General features: G+C 63.7%; 22 protein-coding genes and 1 riboswitch. Of the genes, 13 read left to right on the top strand and 9 right to left on the bottom strand.

Annotation, left to right across the window (positions count from 1 at the left end; all coding sequences use genetic code 11):
- Genes FJ443_RS00115 through FJ443_RS00105 form a run of 3 tightly spaced genes read right to left on the bottom strand, consistent with a single transcriptional unit; the run spans position 1 to position 2,654 of the window.
- Entirely contained in the window at positions 1-1,095 is a 1,095-nt protein-coding gene (locus FJ443_RS00115; RefSeq protein WP_140662298.1) for a 3-hydroxyacyl-CoA dehydrogenase NAD-binding domain-containing protein, read from the bottom strand.
- Between the two features lie 2 nt (positions 1,096-1,097).
- Positions 1,098-1,721, bottom strand: coding sequence for an HD domain-containing protein (locus FJ443_RS00110; RefSeq protein WP_140662295.1), 624 nt, complete (start codon positions 1,719-1,721; stop codon positions 1,098-1,100).
- A gap of 15 nt (positions 1,722-1,736) precedes the next feature.
- Entirely contained in the window at positions 1,737-2,654 is a 918-nt protein-coding gene (locus tag FJ443_RS00105) for a 3-keto-5-aminohexanoate cleavage protein (RefSeq protein ID WP_140491102.1), read from the bottom strand.
- A gap of 79 nt (positions 2,655-2,733) precedes the next feature.
- On the opposite strand from FJ443_RS00105, the gene FJ443_RS00100 reads away from it, so the two are divergent.
- Positions 2,734-3,714 (top strand): GlxA family transcriptional regulator, encoded by a 981-nt coding sequence (locus FJ443_RS00100; RefSeq protein WP_140554542.1) that lies wholly within the window; start codon positions 2,734-2,736, stop codon positions 3,712-3,714.
- Between the two features lie 57 nt (positions 3,715-3,771).
- Here FJ443_RS00100 and FJ443_RS00095 read toward each other — a convergent pair whose 3' ends face one another.
- Both FJ443_RS00095 and xylA read right to left on the bottom strand, forming a co-directional pair.
- Positions 3,772-3,981: a hypothetical protein gene (locus tag FJ443_RS00095; protein WP_140491096.1), complete on the bottom strand. Its 210-nt coding sequence runs from the start codon at positions 3,979-3,981 to the stop codon at positions 3,772-3,774.
- A 308-nt stretch (positions 3,982-4,289) separates the two neighbouring features.
- Positions 4,290-5,615 (bottom strand): xylose isomerase, encoded by a 1,326-nt coding sequence (gene xylA / locus FJ443_RS00090; RefSeq protein WP_140491093.1) that lies wholly within the window; start codon positions 5,613-5,615, stop codon positions 4,290-4,292.
- A 110-nt stretch (positions 5,616-5,725) separates the two neighbouring features.
- Here xylA and FJ443_RS00085 point away from each other — a divergent pair, with 110 nt between their 5' ends.
- Positions 5,726-6,088 carry a nuclear transport factor 2 family protein gene (locus FJ443_RS00085; RefSeq protein ID WP_140525794.1) on the top strand — a complete coding sequence of 121 codons (363 nt, stop codon included), beginning with the start codon at positions 5,726-5,728 and terminating at the stop codon, positions 6,086-6,088.
- A 197-nt stretch (positions 6,089-6,285) separates the two neighbouring features.
- Here FJ443_RS00085 and xylB read toward each other — a convergent pair whose 3' ends face one another.
- Entirely contained in the window at positions 6,286-7,740 is a 1,455-nt protein-coding gene (gene xylB, locus FJ443_RS00075; RefSeq protein WP_140563958.1) for a xylulokinase, read from the bottom strand.
- A gap of 440 nt (positions 7,741-8,180) precedes the next feature.
- Between xylB and FJ443_RS00070 the strand changes: the two genes are divergently transcribed.
- Positions 8,181-10,883 (top strand): autotransporter outer membrane beta-barrel domain-containing protein, encoded by a 2,703-nt coding sequence (locus FJ443_RS00070; RefSeq protein WP_246681184.1) that lies wholly within the window; start codon positions 8,181-8,183, stop codon positions 10,881-10,883.
- A 113-nt stretch (positions 10,884-10,996) separates the two neighbouring features.
- On the opposite strand, the gene FJ443_RS00065 is transcribed toward FJ443_RS00070, so the two are convergent.
- Positions 10,997-11,620 (bottom strand): LysE family translocator, encoded by a 624-nt coding sequence (locus FJ443_RS00065; protein ID WP_140517779.1) that lies wholly within the window; start codon positions 11,618-11,620, stop codon positions 10,997-10,999.
- Between the two features lie 389 nt (positions 11,621-12,009).
- Between FJ443_RS00065 and FJ443_RS00060 the strand changes: the two genes are divergently transcribed.
- From FJ443_RS00060 to FJ443_RS00035, 6 genes are all read left to right on the top strand, one after another.
- Positions 12,010-12,777, top strand: coding sequence for a L,D-transpeptidase (locus FJ443_RS00060; protein ID WP_140517780.1), 768 nt, complete (start codon positions 12,010-12,012; stop codon positions 12,775-12,777).
- A 110-nt stretch (positions 12,778-12,887) separates the two neighbouring features.
- Positions 12,888-14,054 (top strand): diphosphate--fructose-6-phosphate 1-phosphotransferase, encoded by a 1,167-nt coding sequence (locus FJ443_RS00055; RefSeq protein ID WP_140558908.1) that lies wholly within the window; start codon positions 12,888-12,890, stop codon positions 14,052-14,054.
- A gap of 88 nt (positions 14,055-14,142) precedes the next feature.
- Entirely contained in the window at positions 14,143-14,862 is a 720-nt protein-coding gene (locus tag FJ443_RS00050; RefSeq protein ID WP_140501235.1) for an MBL fold metallo-hydrolase, read from the top strand.
- A 197-nt stretch (positions 14,863-15,059) separates the two neighbouring features.
- The gene (locus tag FJ443_RS00045) at positions 15,060-16,604 is read left to right on the top strand and encodes a DegQ family serine endoprotease (RefSeq protein WP_140558907.1); all 1,545 of its coding nucleotides are present in this window, start codon (positions 15,060-15,062) and stop codon (positions 16,602-16,604) included.
- 143 nt (positions 16,605-16,747) lie between these two features.
- On the top strand, positions 16,748-16,981 hold the full coding sequence (locus tag FJ443_RS00040; RefSeq protein WP_140662291.1) for an AbrB/MazE/SpoVT family DNA-binding domain-containing protein: 234 nt from the start codon (positions 16,748-16,750) through the stop codon (positions 16,979-16,981).
- Entirely contained in the window at positions 16,978-17,376 is a 399-nt protein-coding gene (locus FJ443_RS00035; RefSeq protein WP_140662289.1) for a type II toxin-antitoxin system VapC family toxin, read from the top strand. The genes FJ443_RS00040 and FJ443_RS00035 overlap by 4 nt, the downstream gene beginning before the upstream one ends.
- A 95-nt stretch (positions 17,377-17,471) precedes the next feature.
- Here FJ443_RS00035 and FJ443_RS00030 read toward each other — a convergent pair whose 3' ends face one another.
- On the bottom strand, positions 17,472-18,572 hold the full coding sequence (locus FJ443_RS00030) for a hybrid-cluster NAD(P)-dependent oxidoreductase (RefSeq protein ID WP_140567874.1): 1,101 nt from the start codon (positions 18,570-18,572) through the stop codon (positions 17,472-17,474).
- 19 nt (positions 18,573-18,591) lie between these two features.
- Complete coding sequence (locus FJ443_RS00025; protein WP_140662287.1) at positions 18,592-19,839, bottom strand: aromatic ring-hydroxylating dioxygenase subunit alpha; 1,248 nt, start codon at positions 19,837-19,839, stop codon at positions 18,592-18,594.
- 130 nt (positions 19,840-19,969) lie between these two features.
- A riboswitch (cobalamin riboswitch) is annotated at positions 19,970-20,172 on the bottom strand.
- A gap of 478 nt (positions 20,173-20,650) precedes the next feature.
- Here FJ443_RS00025 and FJ443_RS00020 point away from each other — a divergent pair.
- The 4 genes from FJ443_RS00020 to FJ443_RS00005 form a co-directional block, all read left to right on the top strand.
- On the top strand, positions 20,651-20,848 hold the full coding sequence (locus tag FJ443_RS00020) for a DUF680 domain-containing protein (protein ID WP_140643974.1): 198 nt from the start codon (positions 20,651-20,653) through the stop codon (positions 20,846-20,848).
- Positions 20,849-20,917: 69 nt separating this feature from the next.
- Positions 20,918-21,124 carry a DUF680 domain-containing protein gene (locus FJ443_RS00015; protein ID WP_140501222.1) on the top strand — a complete coding sequence of 69 codons (207 nt, stop codon included), beginning with the start codon at positions 20,918-20,920 and terminating at the stop codon, positions 21,122-21,124.
- 69 nt (positions 21,125-21,193) lie between these two features.
- Complete coding sequence (locus FJ443_RS00010) at positions 21,194-21,400, top strand: DUF680 domain-containing protein (RefSeq protein ID WP_140501220.1); 207 nt, start codon at positions 21,194-21,196, stop codon at positions 21,398-21,400.
- A gap of 71 nt (positions 21,401-21,471) precedes the next feature.
- On the top strand, positions 21,472-21,609 hold a 138-nt coding region (locus FJ443_RS00005), incomplete at its 3' end, for a DUF680 domain-containing protein (protein WP_140662285.1).

Genomic DNA, 21,609 nt, shown 5'->3' with positions numbered 1-21,609 from the left:
TCAGCCTTTCTTCTTTTTCTTCGGTTTTTCGGCTTTCTTCACCGGCTTCGATGCCTTCGCCTTCTCGGCCGCCTTGGAGGCGGCCGGCTTTTTCGCCGCCAGCTTGGCCAACTGCTTCGTATAGTCCCTGTGCAGGGCGCCGGCTCCCCAGCCCTTGCCCTTGTTCTGCTTCGAGAGCGCATCCATGATGGCGACCAGATTGTCGTCGCGGATCTTTTCCAGTTCGCGGATCGACAGGCCATGCGCCTGGTCGTCCGACTGCGTGGCGATCAGGTCGACCAGTTCGTCGTTGAACTCCGGTACGTCCATCAGCTTGGTCCACGGCCATTTCAGGCAGGGGCCGAACTGCGCCATGAAGTGGCGCATGCCGGCTTCGCCGCCGGCGACGCGATAGACCTGGAACATGCCCATCTGTGCCCAGCGCAGGCCAAAGCCATAGCGCATGATGTCGTCCAGTTCCTCGACGGTGCAGATGCCGTCCTTGATCAGCCACAGCGCCTCGCGCCAGGCGGCTTCCAGCAGGCGGTCGCCGACGAAGGCTTCAATCTCCTTGCGGATGACGACAGGCTTCATGCCGATCGAGGCATAGATCTCCTTGGCGACCTCGACCGCCTCGGGGAATGTCTGGTCACCGCCGACGATTTCCACCAGCGGCAGGAGATAGACCGGGTTGAACGGGTGACCGACGACAAGCCGCTCCGGGTGTTTTTTCATCGCCACCTGCATGTCGGTCGGCTTGATGCCTGATGTGGACGAGCCGACGATGGCGTTGGCCGGCGCGTGGATATCGATCTCGGACAGGACCTTATGCTTGAGGGCGAGCCGTTCCGGCACGCTCTCCTGGATGAAATCGGCATCGGCCACCGCCTCGGCGATGGTCTTGGCGAAGGTCAGCCTGCCTTCTTTCGGCAGGCCGCCCGGAACCATCTGCTTGTAGGCGCGGCGCGCGCCCTTCATCACTTCTGAGACCTTGCGCGAGGCCTCGGGATCAGGGTCGAAGATCGACACGTCGATGCCATTCAAGAGCAGGCGCGCCACCCAGCCTGCGCCGATGACACCGCCGCCGATGGCGGCCGCCTTGTTGATGATGCTCATGGTCAGGCTCCGGTTCTTGTCTTGGCTGTTTCGGGATCGGTGAGCGGCACGCGCTCGCCGGCGCGGATAATGGCGGGGTCGTAGGCCCTGCGGGCAAAGACTTCGAGCGCGAATGGCCTGAAGAACTCGATCGGCAGCGTCTCGTAGTCTGGGTCGAAGCTCGACTGGTCCCAGCGCTCGCAGAACTGGTCGCAATCGTCGAAATAGGCATGACCGGCGAAGCGGTCACGCGCATGGCGGTTGCCGCCAAGATGATGGGCATAGTAGAGGCGCTGGAAATCGCCGTGCTTCTCCACCACCCAGGTGCATTGTTCGCGCACGAAAGGCTTCAGGATCGACGCGGCGTATTCGTCGTGGTTGTAGGGTGCGTAGATGTCGCCGATGTCGTGCAGCAACGCGCAGGCGATCCAGTCGGTGTCGGCGCCGTCGCGCCAGGCGCGTGTTGCCGCCTGCAGCGAATGGCCGAGCCGGGTGATCTTGTAGCCGGAAAGGCCCTCGTCGAGTTGAACCAGGGCTTCCAGCAACCGATCACCGGTTTTGGCGGCATAGTCGATTTCATGGGCGGTCAGGAATTCGTAGTCGTCCTTGTCGCCATCCTTCATTGCGGTGAATTTGACGGTGGCCATCTGAAGCTCCCCTCTCTATGCCGCGATCGGCGGCCGCTTGGTGAGGTTGAGCTTCCTGCGCACTTCCTCCGGCCCCAGAATCCTGGCGCCGAGATTGGTGACGATGCTGGCGGCACGTTCGACCAGCTGCGCGTTGGTGGCAAGCACGCCCTTGTCGAGCCAGAGATTGTCTTCGAGACCGACGCGGACATTGCCGCCGGCCAGCACCGCGGCGGCGGCATAGGCCATCTGGTTGCGGCCGATCGAAAAGGCCGACCAGCTCCAGGTCGACGGCACGTTGTTGACCATGGCCATGAAGGTGTTGAGGTCGTCAGGCGCCCCCCATGGCACGCCCATGCAAAGCTGCACAAGCGCATCCGGCTTCAGAACCTGTTCCTCGACCAACTGCTTGGCGAACCACAGATGGCCTGTGTCGAAGGCCTCGATCTCCGGCTTGACGCCGAGCGCGGTCATCATGCCGCCCATGGCACGCAGCATGCCGGGCGTGTTGGTCATGACATAGTCGGCCTCGGCGAAGTTCATGGTGCCGCAGTCGAGCGTGCAGATCTCCGGCAGGCACTGGCGCACATGCTCCATGCGGTTGGTGGCGCCGCCCATGTCGGTGCCCTTTTCATTCAGCGGCAGCGGCGCTTCGGGCGAGCCGAACACCATGTCGCCACCCATACCGGCGGTGAGGTTCAGCACCACGTCGACGTCTGCCTCGCGGATGCGCTCGGTCACCTCGCGGTAGAGATGAACGTCGCGCCTGGGCTTGCCGGTCTCGGGATCGCGCACATGGCAATGCACGATCGCCGCCCCCGCCTTGGCCGCGTCGATGGCCGAATCAGCGATCTCTTTGGGCGAGCGCGGCACATGCGGGCTGCGGTCCTGCGTGCCGCCGGACCCGGTCACGGCACAGGTAATGAAAACCTCACGGTTCATCGCAAGCGGCATGGAACTCTCCTCCCAGTCGAAACAGGCGCCAAGCATCGCCCGACTTGCCGAAAACTGCTTTGCGTTTTACGAAGCTTCCATGACTAAAGGCGAAAAACTGACGATCTTTCGCGCCGAGCGTCTGCCGCTCAAGGTGACGATGCTGGTGTTTTCCGGCTCGTCCATCATGTGCGTGGCCTCGGCGGTCGACCCGCTGCGCGCCGCCAACCGCATCTCCGGCGAGACATTGTTCGATTTCAAGCTGGTTTCCGTAACCGGCGAGGCGCCGGTCACCACTTGCGGCCTGCCAGTGGCTGTCAGCGGCCGCTTCGATGCGGCCGAGCCGACCGACGTTCTTGTCGTCGTCGCCGGTTTCGGCACGCAGAATTATGCGACGTCGGCTCTGCTCTCGGGCCTGCGCCGCGCCGCCCGTTCGGCGCGCGCCTGCGGCGGCGTCGAGGCCGGTACATGGCTGGTCGCGCGGGCCGGCTTGCTCGAAGGCCGCAGCGCCACCACCCACTGGGAAGACATGGAGGATTTCTCGTCGGCCTTTCCGGGCGTCGACGTCCGCCCGGACCGTTACGTCATCGACGGGCCGGTCTTCACCTCCGGTGGCGCCTCGCCCACCTTCGACCTGATGCTGCACCTCGTTCGCACCCGCCTCGGCATGGCCGTGGCGCTCGATGTGGCCAGCGTCTTCATCTACGATCAGGCCCGTGCGGCCACCGACGCTCAGCCCCTGGTCTCGCTTGGCCGGCTCGACGGCTATGATCCGCGCCTGGCGCAAGCCATCCGGCTGATGGAAGCGCATGTCGACCAGCCGTTGACGGTCGCCGCCGTGGCAAAGCGCGCCGGGGTTACGGCACGGACACTGGAGAGCATCTTCCGCAAGTCGATCGGCGAGACGCCCGGCGCCTACTATCTCAGGCTGCGCCTGGGCGCTGCGCGGCGGCTGGTGATCGACACCAGAGTGGCCATGGCCGACATTGCCGGGCGGACCGGATTTTCATCCGCCGCGGCATTTTCGAGGGCGTTTTCAAGAACTTTCGGTGAAGCCCCGGTCAGGCTACGCCGGGGTTGATGTACATGTCGTCCAAAGCATGCCCACGGGCTTGACCCGAGGGTGGGAAGCGGTTGATCAGGCAGCGTTCTGCCGGTCGCCGCCACTATCGATCTGCGAGCGCATCTGTCTTGCCAGATGGGTCTCGAAACGGCTGGCAACGGCGCGGTCCCATTCGTTGGAGCGGCGCGCACCATCCTTCGGATGCGGCATTGCCATCAGCCGGTCGATAATCGACCCGGCCTCGCCATTTGAGAGCAGGGCGTCGATTTCACGTTCGTTCTGCATATCGGTTCGCCTCCTTCTTCCTCTCCCGCCACGAGCACCTTCTTATAGGAGATTCGTGACGGCAGTTTGAAGGCAAGAGAGAGGCGATTGAGGGGCGTCAGTGGGCAAAACCTTGTCGTCGATTCCGCACTGGCGCAAAGCCCTTTCACCCGGTCTCGGCGCCACCCTCGTCCGCCCGCCGGCACCTTTTCCGTTCAATGGCGAACAGGGCGGCAGGCAAATAAGCGCGACGCCGGGAACTTCTCCCCGCGAAGCGGCGTGGGTAAGCGGAGCGGCGGCTGAACAAGCCGCCGCCCGCCTTTCATCCCTTACACGTAGCGGTTGACGATGTTTTCGAGCAGTTCCTGACGGCCGGAGCGCGGCTGCGGTTCGATCTTCTTCTTCACCACGCGCTCGGCGATGTCCTCCAGCGTGCGCTTGCCGGCAAGCATCGCCTTGGCCTCGCCGCTGTTCCAGCCTGCGTAGCGCTCGGCGAGTGGAGCCGACAGCGCCTTGTCTTCGACCATCTTGGCGGCTGCCTTCAGGCCGCGCGCGCAGGCATCCATGCCGCCGATATGGCCGATCAGCAGGTCCTGCGGATCGAGCGACTGGCGGCGCAGCTTGGCGTCGAAATTGGTGCCGCCGGTCTTGAAGCCGCCCGCCTGCAGGACCTGGTAATAGGCCAGGGCCATCTCCGGCACATTGTTGGGGAACTGGTCGGTGTCCCAGCCCGACTGGTAGTCGTTGCGGTTCATGTCGATCGAGCCGAAGATGCCGAGCGCATTGGCCAACGCCAGCTCGTGCTCGAAGGAATGGCCGGCGAGGATGGCGTGGCCCTGCTCGATGTTGAGCTTGACCTCCTTCTCCAGGCCGAAGCGCTTGAGGAAGCCATAGACGGTCGCGACATCGTAGTCGTACTGGTGTTTTGTGGGTTCCTGCGGCTTCGGCTCGATCAGGATCGTGCCTTTGAAGCCGATTTTGTGCTTGTAGTCGACGACGAGGTTGAGGAAACGGCCGGCCTGCTCCTGCTCGCGGGCAAGGTCGGTGTTGAGCAGCGTCTCATAGCCCTCGCGTCCGCCCCAAAGCACATAATTCTCGCCCTTCAGCCGCTTGGTGACGTCGATGCAGCTCTTCACCGTCGCCGCCGCATAGGCAAACACATCCGGATCGGGGTTTGTCGCGGCACCCGACATGAAACGGCGGTGCGAGAACAGGTTCGCCGTGCCCCACAAGAGCTTGACGCCAGTCTGCTTCATCTTGGTGGCGAAATAGTCCGCGATCTCGTCGAGGCGCGCGGAACTTTCCGAAAAATCCTTGCCTTCGGGCCGCACGTCGGCATCGTGGAAGCAGAAATAGGGCGCGCCGAGCAGCGAGAACATCTCGAAGGCGACGTCTGCTTTCAGTTTTGCCAGTTCCATCGTGTCGATGCCGCCGGCCTTGGGGAACCACGGCCGATCGAAGGTCTGGCCGCCGAACGGATCGCCGCCCGGCCAGGCGAAAGAATGCCAGTAGGCGACGGCGAAGCGCAGATGGTCTTCCAGCCGCTTGCCGGCCACCAGCTCGTCCGGGTTGTAGAACCGGTAAGCCAGCGGATTGGCCGAATCCGGCCCCTCATATTTGATCTTCTGGATGTCGCCGAAAAAGCCGCTGCTCATGGATTTCCTTCCTCTCCGAAATGGCTCCGCCTGATTACCTCAGGCGTAATTGGTTCCGTTCGTCCGTTGGGTGAAAAGGGTCATGTCAAAGCCAACGAAGGAGACAGATCATGACCGATCTCAACAAGATCGCCGAAAGCTACATCACCGCCTGGAACGAGAGCGACGCCGCGCGCCGTCAGGCGCTGCTCAAGGCGACTTTCACCGAAGACGTCAGCTATCGCGATCCCATCATGCAGGGCGACGGCCATGAAGGCGTCGCGGCGCTGATCGACGGCGTGCAGCAGCGCTTTGCCGGCTTCCGCTTCTCGCTGAAAGGCACACCGGACGGGTTTGCCGACAAAATCCGCTTTTCCTGGAACCTCGGCCCGGAGGGCACACCGTCCATCATCGAAGGCACCGATATCGGCGTCATCGAGAACGGCCGCCTGAAGAGCATCACCGGCTTCCTCGACAAGGTGCCGGCGCAGTGAGGCTTCACGGCTAAGGTAGGCGCCAGGCGCCCCCCTCTGGCCTGCCGGCAATCTCCCCCTCAAGGGGGGAGATTGGCTGATTTTTATACCTTCGCCAACCTCCGGCCTTGCAAGGCTAGCGTAGCCGCCAAAGCTGCCGATCTTCCCCCTAGAGGGGGAGATGCCCGGCAGGGCAGAGGGGGGCGCGTGGCGCCTGCTCACGCCGTTGCCGCCCTGATCGCCGGATAAAGCCCGCGGTAGCGCTGGTAGGCATCGGCAAATGCACCATCCAAGCCGGCATCCGGTTCGATCGTTGCATCGGTCCTCGGCGCCGTGCAGACATCGAGCGGATCAGTGTCCGTCGCTGCGATCAGGCCGAGCCGGGCGGCGCCGAAGGCGGCGCCGAAATCGCCGTCGGCGGGAATGTCGACAGGCAGCTGAAGCGCGGTGGCGATGGCCTTCAGCCAGTAGCGCGAGCGCGAGCCGCCGCCGATCGCCGTCACACGCATCAAGCTCGTGCCCGCAGTCTTCAACGCCTCGAGGCTGTCGCGAAAGGCGAAGGCCACGCCTTCCAGCACGGCCTGGGTCAGGACGGCGCGGCTCGATTCATGCGCCAGTCCGGTAAAGGAGCCGCGAATGACGGAATCATTGTGTGGCGTGCGCTCGCCCGAGAGATAGGGCAGGAAGGACACGCCGGTCGGCGCCTTCAGTGTATCGCCCAGTTCCGATGTCAACTCGCCTGCGCCCTTGCCGGTAATCTCGGACAGCCAATTGAGCGAATCGGTGGCCGACAGGATGACGCCCATCTGATGCCAGGTGTCAGGCAGCGCATGGCAGAAAGTGTGGACCGCGCTTGCCGGGTTGGGCAGATAGGAGGCATTGGCGGCAAACAGCACGCCTGACGTGCCCAGAGACACGAACGCATGGCCGGCACGGACCGTGCCCATGCCGCAGGCGGAAGCCGCATTGTCGCCGGCGCCGCCGGCAATCGGGATGCCGGCTTCGACGCCCCATTTCGACGCCAGCTCGCCGCGCAGCCCACCGGCCTTCTGCGTACCCTCGACCAGGGATGGCATGTGCTTTTCGTCGAGCGACGTGGCCGCGAGCAGGTCGGCGGACCAGCGCCGCTTCCCAACGTCGAGCCAGGAAGTGCCAGCCGAGTCCGACATTTCCGAAATATGTTCGCCGGTCAGCCACAGCCGCAGGAAATCCTTGGGCAGCAGCACCTTGGCCACTTTGGCGAAAATGGCGGGTTCGTTGTTCTTCACCCAGGCGAGCTTCGGCGCGGTGAAACCGGGAAAGACGATGTTGCCGGTCAGCTCGCGAAACCGCGGATCGGCGTCGAGCGCGGCTGCCTCGGCATGGCTGCGCGTATCGTTCCACAGAATGCAGGGGCGCAGCACCTTGTCAGAGGCATCGAGCAAGGTGGCGCCATGCATCTGACCGGATAGGCCAATGCCTTTCACCGCCGCGAACTGCCAGGGATGGGAGGCCTTCAGTTCGGCAATCGCGTCTTCGCAGGCGCGTAGCCAGTGGGCTGGATCCTGTTCGGACCAGCCGGGATGCGGCCGCGAAACGTCGAGCGCGCCATGGCCGGAACCGATGACGGTCTGTTCGGCATCGATCAGCAGCGCCTTGACGCCCGACGTGCCAAGGTCGAGGCCGACATACATGTTTTCCTCCCTTGCCATTATTTTTTTCGGAACTCGAAAAAATCTGGCCCAGGCAGTTTTTAAGCCAAGATCCGCCGCGGGTCAATTCTCTGACAATCGGCCGCGCATCACGAAAACAACGCCGACGGCGGGCTGTGTGGCCGCGCCAGCGTACGCGCCGCCACCAACACGCTTTGGAGGGTTGGCGAGACGCACGCCAAGCACCAATTCTGGCTCAATCAAAGCACAGCTCTGTCCGGCCCGTTTTCCAGTTCATCAACCATGACGGGCAGATTAGGCTTTGTAAAACGGAACGAATTGTGTCTTCATTGCGGCGTAGGGTGGGGGCTTGCAATCGCGAATCTTGGAGGGACGCGGTGCGGCGCTTTGAAAACAGGCTTCCGAATGGCGATTCGGAAGACATCGCTAAATTAGTTGTTCTGAAACGGCATATGCCGGTGATGTTTCTTCCTCGAATGCTTGGCGTTTTTGCCGCGACGTCGCTGGCGTTGCTGCCCAATTCCGCCGCCTTCGCCGCATGCCTGCTCGTTCCGACCGCCGGAAACGACACCTTCATCTGCGACAGCGGCGATTCGGGCGGCAGCCTCAACGATCTGAACGGCGACAACACGCTCACCTTTCCCGCCGGCGGCACCGGCCAGGTGAGCGGCAATGTCACCTTCGGCGTTGGTTCGGACCGCATCGACATGCAATCCGGTACCATCACCGGCACGGTCGACCAGGGCGGTGGCGCCGATTTCTTCACCATCGGCGCTGGCACCGTCATCGGCAATGTGCAGCAGGGCTCGGGCATAGACGACTTCAACATAAGCGGCGGCCAGATCGGTTCACTTAACCAGGGTGATGGCCTCGACACCTTCACCATGACGGACGGACGCATCGTCGATTTCTTCGACGACGGCGACCATGCGGTGATGACGGGCGGCCGCATCGGCCGCGTCAACATGAAGCTCGACCAGAACTACTTCAACATGTCCGGCGGCACCATCGACCGCAACCTGGTCACCGGCTTCGACAAGGACACGATCATCCTTTCGGGCGGCACGATCGGCGGCAACATCAGTGTCAGCGGCGGCAATGACAGCGTGACGATTACCGGCGGCACGGTCGGCGGCGACGTGCTGATGAGCTTCGGCGCCGACAGTTTCGTCTGGGACGGCGGCGGCATCATCTATGGCGCCGTCGACCTCGGCGCCGACAACGACACGGCAAAGCTGAGCAACCTGACCAATTCCAATATGGGCGGCGCCGACGCGCTGAATGGCGGCCTCGGCACCGACACGCTGAGTTTCGACAACGTCAAGCTCAAAGGCATCAGCCGGGTGCAGAACTGGGAGAGCATCGACGCCACCAATGACACCGAACTCACGCTGGACGGCAATCTGGTGCTGGGAGACAGCGGCACCGGCACGGGCTCGCTCAGCGTCGATGCGGCAAGCACGCTCTATGGCGGCGGCTTCAACGCGTCGATACAGGCCTTTACGGCGGGCCAGCTTGCGGACGTCGTCAATGCCGGCCGCATCGACCTGACCAATGGCAGTACAGGCGCGATGGATCGGCTGACGATTTCGGGCAATTACACCGGGCTTGGCGGCCTGCTGCTCATCCAGACGGAACTCGGCGATGATTCCTCGGCCTCGGACAGGCTGGTGCTGTCGGGCGGCACGGCTTCCGGCTCGACCGGCATCGGGGTGGTCAATGTCGGCGGCACGGGTGCCGAGACGACGCAGGACGGCATCATGGTCGTCCAGGCGGTCAATGGCGCCACCTCCAGCGCCAGCGCCTTCGCGCTCGACGCGCCGGTCGCGGCGGGCGCCTTCGAATATTATCTGTTCAAGGGTGGCGTCACCGCAGGCAGCGCGGAGAACTGGTATCTGCGCTCGTCGTTGATAACGCCGACATCGCCGGCCGCAGCGCCGCCGGGGATCGGACCGACGGCGGCGCCCGAGCCCGAACCTCCGGCAGCCGAGCCGCCGCCGCCGCCTTCCCAACTGCCGCACGTGCCCGTGCCGTCCGAAGGCGACGTCAACAATCCGCCGGTCGATCCGACGCCGCCGGTGCAGGCCGGCGATCCGGAGCTCCAGCCCCCGCCACCCCCGCCGGCGGCACCGGCGGCTGATCCGCCACCGCCGCCCCCGCCCGTCCCGACTGCGGTACCCGATCTTCCGACGCCCGCGGCAGGGGAGGAGATCCTGCTCTACCGTGTCGAGGTCCCGGTCTATTCGGCGGTTCCGCCGGTGGCCGAGCATCTGGCGATGACGACACTTGGCACTTTCCATGAACGGCGAGGCGAACAGAGCCTGTTGTCAAACACCGAACTCTCTCCGGTCTGGGGCCGTATCTTCGGCCAGGACGCGAAGATGGGCTGGTCGGGAACGGTTTCGCCGTCGTTCGACGGCACCTTGTTCGGGTTCCAGGGCGGCTTCGACGTGTTTGGCCAGGAAACCGCTTCAGGTGGCGTCGATCGTGCCGGCCTGTTCATCGCCTATGCCACCATGAACGGCGATGTGCGCGGCCAGGCGCTGGGGCAGAACGATCTGGGCGTCGGCGACATCGATCTCGGCGGCACCAGCGTCGGCGGCTACTGGACCCGTATCGGTCCCGGTGGCTGGTACCTGGACGGGGTCGTCATGGCCACTTTTTTCAGCGGCGATGCGACCTCGACCCGCGACATCGGCATCGATGTCAAGGGAACCGGCGTCACCGCTTCGCTGGAAGGGGGCTACCCGATCGCGCTGGCGCAAGGCTGGACGCTCGAACCGCAGGCGCAACTGATTTGGCAGCATCTATCGCTCGACGATGCCGAGGATCGCTTCGCGTCGGTTTCCTTCGATCTCGACGACAACGTCACCGGACGCCTCGGCCTGCGCCTGCAGGGCGAGACGAAATTGAACGGCACCGCGCTGCAACCTTACCTCAAGGCCAATCTCTGGCACGGTTTCGGTGGCACGGATCACGTCAACTTCGACACCACCGACATCTCGACCGAAAGCCGCTCGACCTCGTTCGAATTCGGCGGCGGCGTGATCGCCAAGGTGACGGACAAGGTCAGCCTCTTCGCCACCGGCGACTACACCACCAATCTCGGCGGCGACAAGCGGCGCATCCTTGAGGGCAATCTCGGCGTCAGCATCAAGTGGTGAGACGCGGAGGGTTGCGGCGCTGTTTTCGTGCGTAAAATCGGCGCTGCCCCTCATCCGCCGGCAGGCAGGTGAGGGGCAGCGATAACGCTGTGCGTTGAGCGAATTCCCCTTGTTCAATTCCCTGAACGCATCGCCACTGTGGCGATGCCGGCGCCAACCAGCAGCGTGCCGCCGGTGCGGTTGAAGACGCGGATCGCCCTGGGGTTGCGCACAAGGTTGCGCGCTCGCGACGCGATCAGTGCGTAGCCGAAGGCGTTGGCGAAGGCGAGCGCCAGGAAGGTCGTCTCGAAGATCAGCATCTGCGTCCAGAAATCGGCGTGCCGGTCCAGAAACTGCGGCAGGAAAGCGACGAAGAAGGTGATGCTTTTCGGGTTGAGCGCGGTGACCAGCCAGGCATGCCCCATCATCCTGGCGGAGGACACGGCATCGGTGCGCGGCTCGGCCTTGAGCGCGCCGCCGGCCCGGAACAGTTTTACGCCGAGATAGACCAGATAGGCAGCGCCGATCAGCTTCAGGATCGTGAAGACGGTGGCCGAAGCTGCCAGCAGGGCGCCGATGCCCAGCATGGACAAGGTCATCGCCGTGAAGTCGCCCAGCGCCACACCGACAGCCATCGGCAGTGCGGTGCGCCATCCCTGGCCGAGGGCATAGGACACGACCAGAAGGATGGTCGGTCCCGGAATGACTAGGAGGATGGTCGACGCGGCAGCGAAGGCGGCCCAGTTTTCGAAGGACATGCTCGTCTCCTTTGAGCTCAAAGAAGAGGATAAATCCTTCGGTCCAGGAGAATGTAAAGCGGTTTGTTTCTACCCCCGCCAACGGCAGTTCGGCGTCAGTCGAGCCGCCCGACAGGTTCACGATCTCGGCGAGAAGCTCGAGGTTGATCTTTCAGGTCTTGCACATGGGGGCCCCCGCTTTTGACACGCTGGCGCCGGGATCATGACCCGCCCGAGGTGATTTCGTGCAGGGCACGCTGGTTGGCGATACCGGAGAGGGCGCAATGGCGCCCAGCCTGTTCGCAAATGCAGGCAGCGCAAGGCCTTCACGCTTTATCAACCATGAATGATGAAAATGCTCGTCATCCGGCCGGACCGTGCTTCCCGCCGACAGCGTAGGGTTTGGGTACATGCGTGAGTTGCCGCAAGGTCTGAGGCCGCCGCGAAACGGCGACGCAATCGAAACCGATAGTCTTGTCTCCCGCCGCGCCGTTTTATCCGGGGCAGGGGCGTTGGCCTTGCTTGGCGCCGCCGGCTGCTCGACTTCGGGCGGCGGCCTGCCGGCGCTTGAGCTCGACGACACGGTCACCGGCTCTGTGCGGCCGATCCGGCCGAGCATCAGCGTCGACAAGAACGTCACCAGCCCCGACCTGATGTACGCGTCCCTGAGCGACGGCGGCTTCAACGTGCCCGAGGTGCCCTACCTCAAGATCAAGCCGGAATTCCGCCGCCAGATCGTCGTCGACCAGACGGGCGAAGCGCCCGGCACCATCGTCGTTCATCTCAATGAGCGCATGCTCTACCTCGTCCAGCCGGGGGGCGACGCCATCCGCTACGGGGTCGGCATCGGCAAGGACGGCTTCCGCTGGTCCGGCCGCGCCAACATCCAGTACGGACGGGAATGGCCGACCTGGACCCCGCCGCCGGAAATGATCGCCCGCAAGCCGGAATTGGTAAAATGGCAGGGCGGCCAGCCCGGCGGCCTCACCAACCCGCTCGGGGCGCGCGCTCTCTACATCTATCAGGACGGCAAGGACACCGGCTACCGCATCCATGGCTCGCCCGAATGGTGGAGCATCGGCCAGGCCATGTCGTCGGGCTGTGTGCGCCTGATCAACCAGGACATCATCGACCTCTACAGCCGCGTTTCCAAGAAGAACCCGGTCGTCGTCGTCTAGCTCAAGCCTCACCTCGCGGCCGCTGGCGCGGCCGGTCGTTTCTGCCGTTGCGCGATGGCCAAAGACAGGCGAAGGTGCCTGAAATCCAATCGCCCGGGAGAATTTCACCAATGGCCGGAACTTTCGTCATCGCGCAGGGCGGCGGCCCGACGGCCGTCATCAACCAGACCGTGGTCGGGGCGACGCTGGAGATCCGCAAGCGGCATCCCGGCGCCAAGGTCCTGGGCTCCATCCACGGCGTGCGCGGTATCCGCGACGGCAATTATATCGACCTCTCCGCCGTCCCGGAAGACCGCCTGCGGCTGATCGCCGGAACGCCGAGCGCGGCCCTTGGCTCGACGCGCGACAAACCGGATGCAGCCTATTGCGAGGTCGTCCTCGACGGCCTGAAGAAGGCCGGCGCGGATGCCTTCATCTACATCGGCGGCAATGACACGTCGGGCACGCAGCAGATCCTGACCGATGCCGCCGGGGGCAAGATCGCGTTCGTGCATGCGCCCAAAACCATCGACAATGATCTCGAGGAGAACGACCACACGCCGGGTTTCATCTCGGCGGCCGAGTTCGTCGCCGGCGCTTTCCTGTCCGTCGATCTCGATTTCCGCGCTCTGCCCGGCATCTATGTCGGCATCGTCATGGGCCGGCACGCCGGCTTCCTCACGGCCGCGGCCGCGGCTTGGCAGCTCGATCCCGACAGTGGTCCGCATCTCGTCTACGTGCCGGAGCGGCCGTTCTCGGCCACAGCCTTCATCGAGGACGTGCGCGCCACGCTCGACCGCCACAAGCGCTGCATCGTCGCCGTTTCGGAAGGGGTGAGCACCGCCGACGGCAAGGCGCTGGTTGAAAGCCTGGTCCCGCCCGAGAAGCTGGAGCGCGACCAGCATGGCAATGTCAAGCTATCGGGCAGCGACCTGCCGGCGGCACTCGAGCGGGCGCTCGCCGAAGGGCTGCCGGGCAAGCGCGCCCGCGTCGATGCGCTGGGCTACATGCCGCGCGGCTATGTCGGCGCCATCAGCGCCGTCGACGCGCAGGAGGCGTTCGACGCGGGAGCGTTCGCGGTCACCGTGGCCGAACAGGGCGGCGGCTCCGTGGCGCTGCAATATGACGGCACCAAAACCGTGCTGAAGAAGGTGCCGCTGAAGAACGTGGCCGGCAAGACCCGTCACATGCCCGAGAACTTCATGAAGCCGGACGCCAACCATCTGTCCGACGCCGGCATGGCTTACCTGAAGCGGCTGGTGCCGGAAAAATACAAGGTCGGAAAGCCCTTCGTCTGATGTCGGGACCATACTTGATTCCAGGATCACACCTGATGCGAGGCTCACACCTGATGCCGGGCTCACGCTTGATGCCGGGCCGCTTCTGATGGAGAACTGGTTCAGCAGGAGCATCGTCGACGAGAAGACGACGATGCTGACCGAGCCGTTCGTGCATGACTATGTGCGCGCCAACATCTGGCATCTCACCGGCCGCGACGCCGACCTTTTGGTCGATACCGGCATGGGCATCTGCCCGCTGGCGCCGGAGATCGAAACCCGGGCCGGCAAACCGCTCATCGTCGTCGCCACCCACATCCATCTCGATCATGTCGGCTCGCTGCATGAATTCGCGCTGCGCGCGGGACCCAGGGTGAGTGCCGCGCAGTTCGAGAACATGGATGAGGCGGCGACCTACGCCTACATGTTCCACGACCTCGACGGCGCCGTCTCGCGACTGCCGGCACCGGGCTGGAAGGCTGCGGATTACAAGATCCCGCCAGCGCCGCTGACGCGCACCCTCGACGAGGGTGATGTCGTCGATCTCGGCGACCGCCGCTTCCGCGTGCTGCATCTGCCCGGGCATTCGCCGGATTCGATCGCGCTGTTCGACGAAGCAGACGGCCTGTTCTTCAGCGGCGACGCCATCTATGACGACCGGCTGATCGACGACCTGCCAGACTCCGACAAGTCGGCCTATTGCCTCACCATGCGGCGTCTGCTCGACCTGCCGATCCGCATCGGCCATGGCGGTCACGGCCCGAGCTTCGACGGCGAGCGCATGCGCGAGATCGCCTCGGCCTATCTCAGCCGAGCGGCTGGTCCATAAGCCGGCTCTAAAATTAAATCTTCGTAAGGTCGCCCGAAAACCCTAAATCGGGCCAATCCGCGCCCTAGATGCTGGTTTGTCGATCCGGCCGGCTGCCATGCGCGGCGAGACAGGCAATCCGGCTGTCGACAGCCGACGGGTGTTTTCCCCCGAACCATCCGCGGCCCAGGTTCAACTCTCGCCCGGACAGAACGACCATGTCACCCATAAGCATTCTTCGTAGACATCGCGTCGCGGCCCTGCTGGGCGCTGCGCTGATCATCTCTCCCATCGTGGCCTCCTTCGCCGAAAGCCCGAACGAGGTCCACAACGCCGTCGGTACGACACAGACCCCCGTAGCCGGCGTAGCGGCCCCGAACGGCTCCTTTGCCCCCATCGTGGCAGCCGACAAGCCGGCCGTGGTGACGGTTACGACCGTCATGAAGGGGCAACCGGACGCCATGAGCGATGCCTCGCCCCTGGACGGCGGCGGCTCGCCTTTCGACGATTATTTCCGCCAGTTCTTCGGCGACCAGGGCATGCCCGGGCCGAAAGCGCCGCCGCAGCAGTCGCAGCGCGCCGAAGCGCTCGGATCCGGCTTTATCGTCGGCGCCGACGGCACCATCGTCACCAACAACCATGTCATCGACGGCGCGAGCTCGATCAAGGTGACGCTTGACGACGGTTCAGAGCTTCCCGCCAAGCTGGTCGGCCGCGACGCCAAGAACGACCTTGCGGTGATCAAGATCAAGGCCGACAAGCCCCTGCCGACGGTAAAATGGGGAGATTCTGATAAGTTGATGCCGGGCGATCAAGTGCTGGCCTTCGGCAATCCGTTCGGCATCGGCACCACGGTCACCTCAGGTATCGTCTCGGCGCGCGGCCGCGATCTCCACAGCGGGCCGTTCGACGATTTCATCCAGATCGATGCGCCGATCAACCACGGCAACTCTGGCGGTCCGCTGGTCGATGTGAGCGGCAACGTCGTGGGCATCAACACCGCGATCTATTCGCCGAATGGCGGCAGCGTCGGCGTTGGCTTCGCCATTCCGTCCGACCAGGCGCAAAAGGTGGTCGCCAAGCTGATGAAGGGCGGCGAAATCGAATACGGCTATCTTGGCGTCCAGATCCAGCCGGTGACCCCGGACGTTGCCAGTGCCATAGGTCTCGATCACCCCGGCGGCGCATTGGTCTCCTCGGTCACCGAGGGCTCGCCGGCGGCCGCGGCCGGCATCCAGACGGGGGACCTCATCACCGGCTTCGCCGGCCAGGAGATAAAGGACCCCAAGGACCTGTCGCGTGCCGTCGCCGATGTCTCGCCCGGCAAGAAGGAAACGCTCGACGTCTGGCGCAATGGCAAAACCATGCAGCTTTCCGTCGACGTCGGCCGCAATGGCGACGATGCGCAGACCGCGTCGGTATCTGGTGATTCCGGCGCGCCGGGAAACGGGCAGGGCGCCCGCCTGCCGGCGATCGGGCTCGGCCTGATGGACATCACGCCCGATATTCGCCAGCAGATGAACCTCCCCGACAACCAGCGTGGCGCGGTGGTCGCCGCGGTCAATCCCAACAAGGCGGCGGCGGCTTCCGGCGTCCAGCCCGGCGACATCATTATCGCCGTCAACCAGATGCCGGTGAAGAGCGCCAGGCAGGCCACGCAGGCGATCGCGCAGGCCGGCAAGTCAGGCCGCAAATCGGTGCTGCTGCTGGTGGAACGAGGCGATGCCCAGATCTATGTCGCCGTGCCCTTCGCCAATGGCTGAGACATCGCGTTGACATGAATGCAGGGATGGCGGGCTTGTCGGTCGACGAGCCCGCCTCCCGGCCGGGGATTGACGCTTCAGGCCTTGAAATCCGGACCGCAAGGTAATACCTTCGGGAGACATGGTATTACCGAGGAACGAAGATGACGACGACCGTTACAGCGAAGGGACAAGTGACCATCCCCAAACCGGTTCGCGATCTCCTGGAGATCGTCCCGGGAAGCAAGGTCGATTTCCGGCGCGCTGCCGATGGCAGCGTGGTGCTGACCCGTGCTGACAAAAAGCAGCCGGCGAGCCGCTTCGCCAAGTTGCGAGGTCATGCCGGCGAGGGGCTCACGACGGACGCGATCATGGCGCTGACGCGTTCCGAACGGTGACGCTCGTCGACACCAACGTTCTGCTCGACGTTGTTACGGACGATTCGAGCTGGGCGGATTGGTCGGTCGCCCATCTCGAGGCAGCGAGCCTTGATGGGCCGTTGTTGATCAATGATGCGGTCTATGCCGAGCTTGCCGTCCGCTACGCACGCATCGAGGATCTGGAGGCGTTTGTCGAGGCGGCCGGTCTAGAAATGGTTCCGATGCCAAGAGCAGCCCTCTTCCTTGCCGGAAAAGCATTTACACAATATCGCAGATCGGGAGGATCCAGGACCGGCGTACTGCCTGACTTTTTCATCGGCGCCCACGCAGCCGTCGGACGCCTTCCGCTGCTGACGCGTGATGTCGGCCGCTACCGGACTTATTTCCCTTCTGTGAAGCTGATCACTCCCTGAATGGCCGTCGGATTTCGCTCCAAAAGCGTGTCGCAGCGAAACGGACTCAGGCGACGCTCACTAAGCGGCGTCGGAGGCTCGCAGCCAGCCGCCGGTCACGCCTCGATCTCAAGCGCCGAAAGCGGCTTGGAGCAGCAGGCGAGAATGAAGCCATCCTCGATCTCGTGATCGAGGATGCCGCCATTGTGGCTCATCTCGACCTCGCCCGAGAGCTTCTTGACCTTGCAGGTTCCGCACAGGCCGAATTCGCACGCGGCGGGGATTCTGACTCCCGAGGCGCGCGCCGTCTGCAGCACCGTCTGGCCGGCGACGCATGCGGCATCGACATCCGAAATCGAGAACCGGATCGGCGTCGCGGCTTCGACAGGAATGGCTGCGCCGTCTCCAGTCGGCGAGGCGAACGGCGCCGGGATTTCCTCCACCAGCGGCGCTGCAAAGCTCTCCTGATGGTATCTCGCCATGTCGAAGCCGGCGGCTTCGAGCATGCCGCGCACGGCACGCATGAAGGGGTCGGGGCCGCAGCAGAAGATTTCGCGCTCTCGGAAATCGGGCGCCAGAAGCGGCAGCCGGATGGCGTCGATGCGGCCCATATGGCCGAACCAGCCTTCCCGGCTCGACCGCTCCTCGATCATGAAACCGAGCGACAGGCCGGGCATGCGGCTGCCGAGCAATTCCAGCTCCTTGCGGAAGATGATCTCTTCGGGGCGGCGTGCGCAGTTGACGAAGCCGACATCGGTCCATGGCGCGCAGTCATTCAGCCAGCGCAGCATCGACATCATCGGCGTCACGCCGGAGCCGGCCGAGATGAACAGATATTTGGCCGCCGGGTGGCTGTGCAGCGAAAAGTCTCCGGCCGGCCCATACGCCTTGACGTGCGAACCAGGCCTCAAATGGTCGAACATCCAGCGTGTGCCGGTGCTGCCGGCCTGCGCCTTCACCGTCACCGCGATCGAGAATGGCCGTGAAGGCGAAGACGACAGCGTGTAGGTGCGCATCAGCAACCGATCCGCTGTCGGCAGTTCCAGCGTCACGAACTGGCCCGGCTTGTAGCGGAACCAGGTCTGGTTGTCGGAGCGGAAGGTGAAAGTCTTTACATCAGGCGCCTCGTCGCTCACGCCGATCACTTCCAGCACCTGGAGCCTGTCGTTCCAGGGCGCCATCTGATCGAGATGGCGATAGAGGCCGAGATCCGTCATCGCATTCATCCCTCACCTCTCAAGCAACGCTGCGCAGGGCCGGCCGGCCGTCTTCGGCGAGGCGCGGACCGATGAAACGCGCGTACCAGTCGACGAACTGGATGACGCCGCCTTCGTGCAGTTCGGAATAGGGGCCGGGTTCATAGGCCGGCGACAGGATGCCGAAGGCGTTTTCCTCGACGATGCGACGATCCTGGCCGTTGGTCTCGGTCCAGACATGGGTGAGTTCGGCGAGGTCGTAGTCGACGCCCTCGACCGCGTCCTTGTGAACCAGCCATTTGGTCGTCACCGCAGTCTCGGTGGCGCTGATCGGCAGCACGCGGAACGTGACGGCGTGGTCGCCGAGGATGTGGTTCCAGGTCGTCGGATAGTGATAGAGCAGCAAGGAGCCGATGCGGTCGGTGCCAACGCCGTCGGACAGGTTCTTCTTGACCGCGCGTTTTCCCGTCATCGTATAACTGACGGCATCGCGCAGCAGCGGCGCGCGGGTGGCACGGTACTGTCCGGCCGGGTCGATGCGGAACCTGCTCGGCAGGCCTGCCGCCTCGCACTTGGCCCAGTGCACCAGCATCTCCGGGTCGCTGTCGGCGTCTTGCACGCCAGTCACGGTCGGCGCCTCCGGGAAGGTCTTGCAGAGCTCCGGATGGTTGCCGGCGCAATGATAGCATTCGCGGTTGTTTTCCCAGACCAGCTTCCAATTGCCCTTCTCGACGATGGTGCTCTCGAAGGCGACCTTTGCTTCGCGCAGCCGATGCGGCAGCAAATAGGGTTCGATCATCGTCCGCATCGGCGCGAAATCCGCCGGCTCGTCGGCGAGGCAAATGAAGATGTAGCCGCCGACGCTTTCGCAGGCGACCGGCTTCAGGCCGAACTGGCTCTTGTCGAAACCCTCGGCCATCTGCCTGGCGAACAGCAGCCTGCCGTCCAGTTCATAGGTCCACTGATGGTAGGGGCAGACGAGCTTCGCCGCCGTGCCCTTGTCTGTGTTGCAGACGCGGCTGCCGCGATGGCGGCAAGAATTGTGGAAGGCGTTGATGTTGCCCTTCTGGTCATGCACCAGCACCACAGGATAGTCGCCGATCTGCACGGTGATGAAGCTGCCGGGCCGGGGCAGTTCGCAATCATGGCCGATGAACAGCCAGTCGCGGTACCAGATCAGCTCCATGTCGAGCTTGAAGTAGTCGGGATCGGTATAGAAGGGCTGCTCGAGCGAGAAGCCGTCCCTGCGGCCTTGCAGCCGTTTCAGCATGTCGTTGCGCGCATCCATGTCCTGTCCTCGCATTGAAGTCCTGTCCTCGCATCGAAGGACTGAACGGAGGGGAGAGAGGAAGGATCAAGCCGCGCGCCGGCTTGCGCCGGACATGCACCATCCGCCTCTTGACCGCCCGCCGCGATCAGTCGAGTCCAACATCTCGGGCTGGTTTCCGGGCTCTGGAGCTGTCCTTGCGGACTGTCGCGACACCTTCCCAGGCCTTTGCCCAGTGGTCTCCCGTTGCGACCTGAACTCCACCACCGTTGCGGGGGCAGCGCCGGATTCTGACCGGCTTCCCAATTCTCCGCCTCGTCGTCACGCGGCGGCACCTGAGATGGCAGGATCTAACCATGATCGCCGACTTGTCGTCGGCATGAAAACGACATCGCATCCATGCCGCGCGACACGCATTGGAAACGGCGCGGCCGCCGTTGCAGGGCAGAAAGCCTCAGGTCGCCGCCTCGGATTCCGTCTCGTGGCGGAGCCCAAAAAGGTTAACGGTTTCGAAAAGTGACTATTAGCGCCCTCTAAAATCGAACCGAACGGTTCGTTTCTGTTGACGATGCGTGCAGGACGGTGTGAACACTGGGCCTTCGACACAGTTGGTGATCGCGCGGTCTGTTAGAATAACTATTTGATAACAAATGGAAAAAACGAATGTAGAAGGCCCTGGCACAATTTCAAGTGGTGGAAACTTGGTCCACACGGAAAAACTTCGTGATTGGAAATGGCGGTATGGCTTTCCCACATCGGGGCTGTCCGAACGACGCGATTTCCTCCCAAGACACGCCGCTAGACGGACGGAAAAATACTGGAGTATCAAAAAATGAAAAAGATCATTCTCACTGCCGCCGCCCTTCTGGCTGTTTCCGGCAGCGCCTTCGCTGGTAGCGACCATTATGGTTCGAATGCCCCTGCGGCCACCGCCGTCGACAGCTCGTACACCGCTTCGACCAAGAAGTCGGAACCGGCTGCCCAGACGCCTGTCCAGGGTGCCGATCGCAACCTCTTCGGCAACAACTAACAGCCGATCTCCAGTTGACGGCGGGCCTTCCGCCGTCCTGGCGAAATTTGAGAATTCAGGAGACTTGAAATGAAGAAGATCGTTCTTGCTGCCGCCGCCGTCCTGGCCGTTTCGGGCAGTGCTTTCGCCAGCAGCGACAACTATGGCTCCAATGGCGCCAACCAGCCTGCCGTCACCTCGGTTGACAACGCGCACACGGCTTCGGTCCAGAAGTCGGCGCCGTCTGCCCAGGCGCCTGTGCAGGGTGCTGATCGCAACCTCTTCGGCAACAACTAACAGCCGATCTCCAGTTGACGGCGGGCCTTCCGCCGTCCTGGTGAAATTCGAAAATTCAGGAGACTTGAAATGAAGAAGATCATCCTTGCTACCGCCGCCGTTCTGGCGGTTTCGGGCAGCGCTTTCGCCGGCAGCGACAACTATGGCTCCAATGGCGCCAACCAGCCCGCGGCCACTTCGACCGACAGCTCATACACCGCTTCGACCAAGACGTCGGCTCCGGCTGCCCAGGCACCTGTTCAGGGTGCCGACCATAACCTCTTCGGCAACAACTAACAGCCGATCCTGCAGCAGATGGCGGGCAAGCCCGCCTCTGCGGTGGAATTTGAGAATTCAGGAGACTTGAAATGAAAAAGATCATCCTTGCTGCCGCCGCCGTCCTGGCCGTTTCGGGCAGCGCTTTCGCCAGCAGCGACAACTATGGCTCCAATGGCGCCAACCAGCCTGCCGTCACCTCGGTCGACAATGCGCACACGGCTTCGATC

The organism is Mesorhizobium sp. B2-6-1, from assembly GCF_006440475.1.
In the GTDB taxonomy this organism is placed as follows: domain Bacteria; phylum Pseudomonadota; class Alphaproteobacteria; order Rhizobiales; family Rhizobiaceae; genus Mesorhizobium.
The sequence above is the reverse complement of the archived record's forward strand: the minus strand, read 5'-3'. Positions and strand labels throughout refer to the sequence as shown.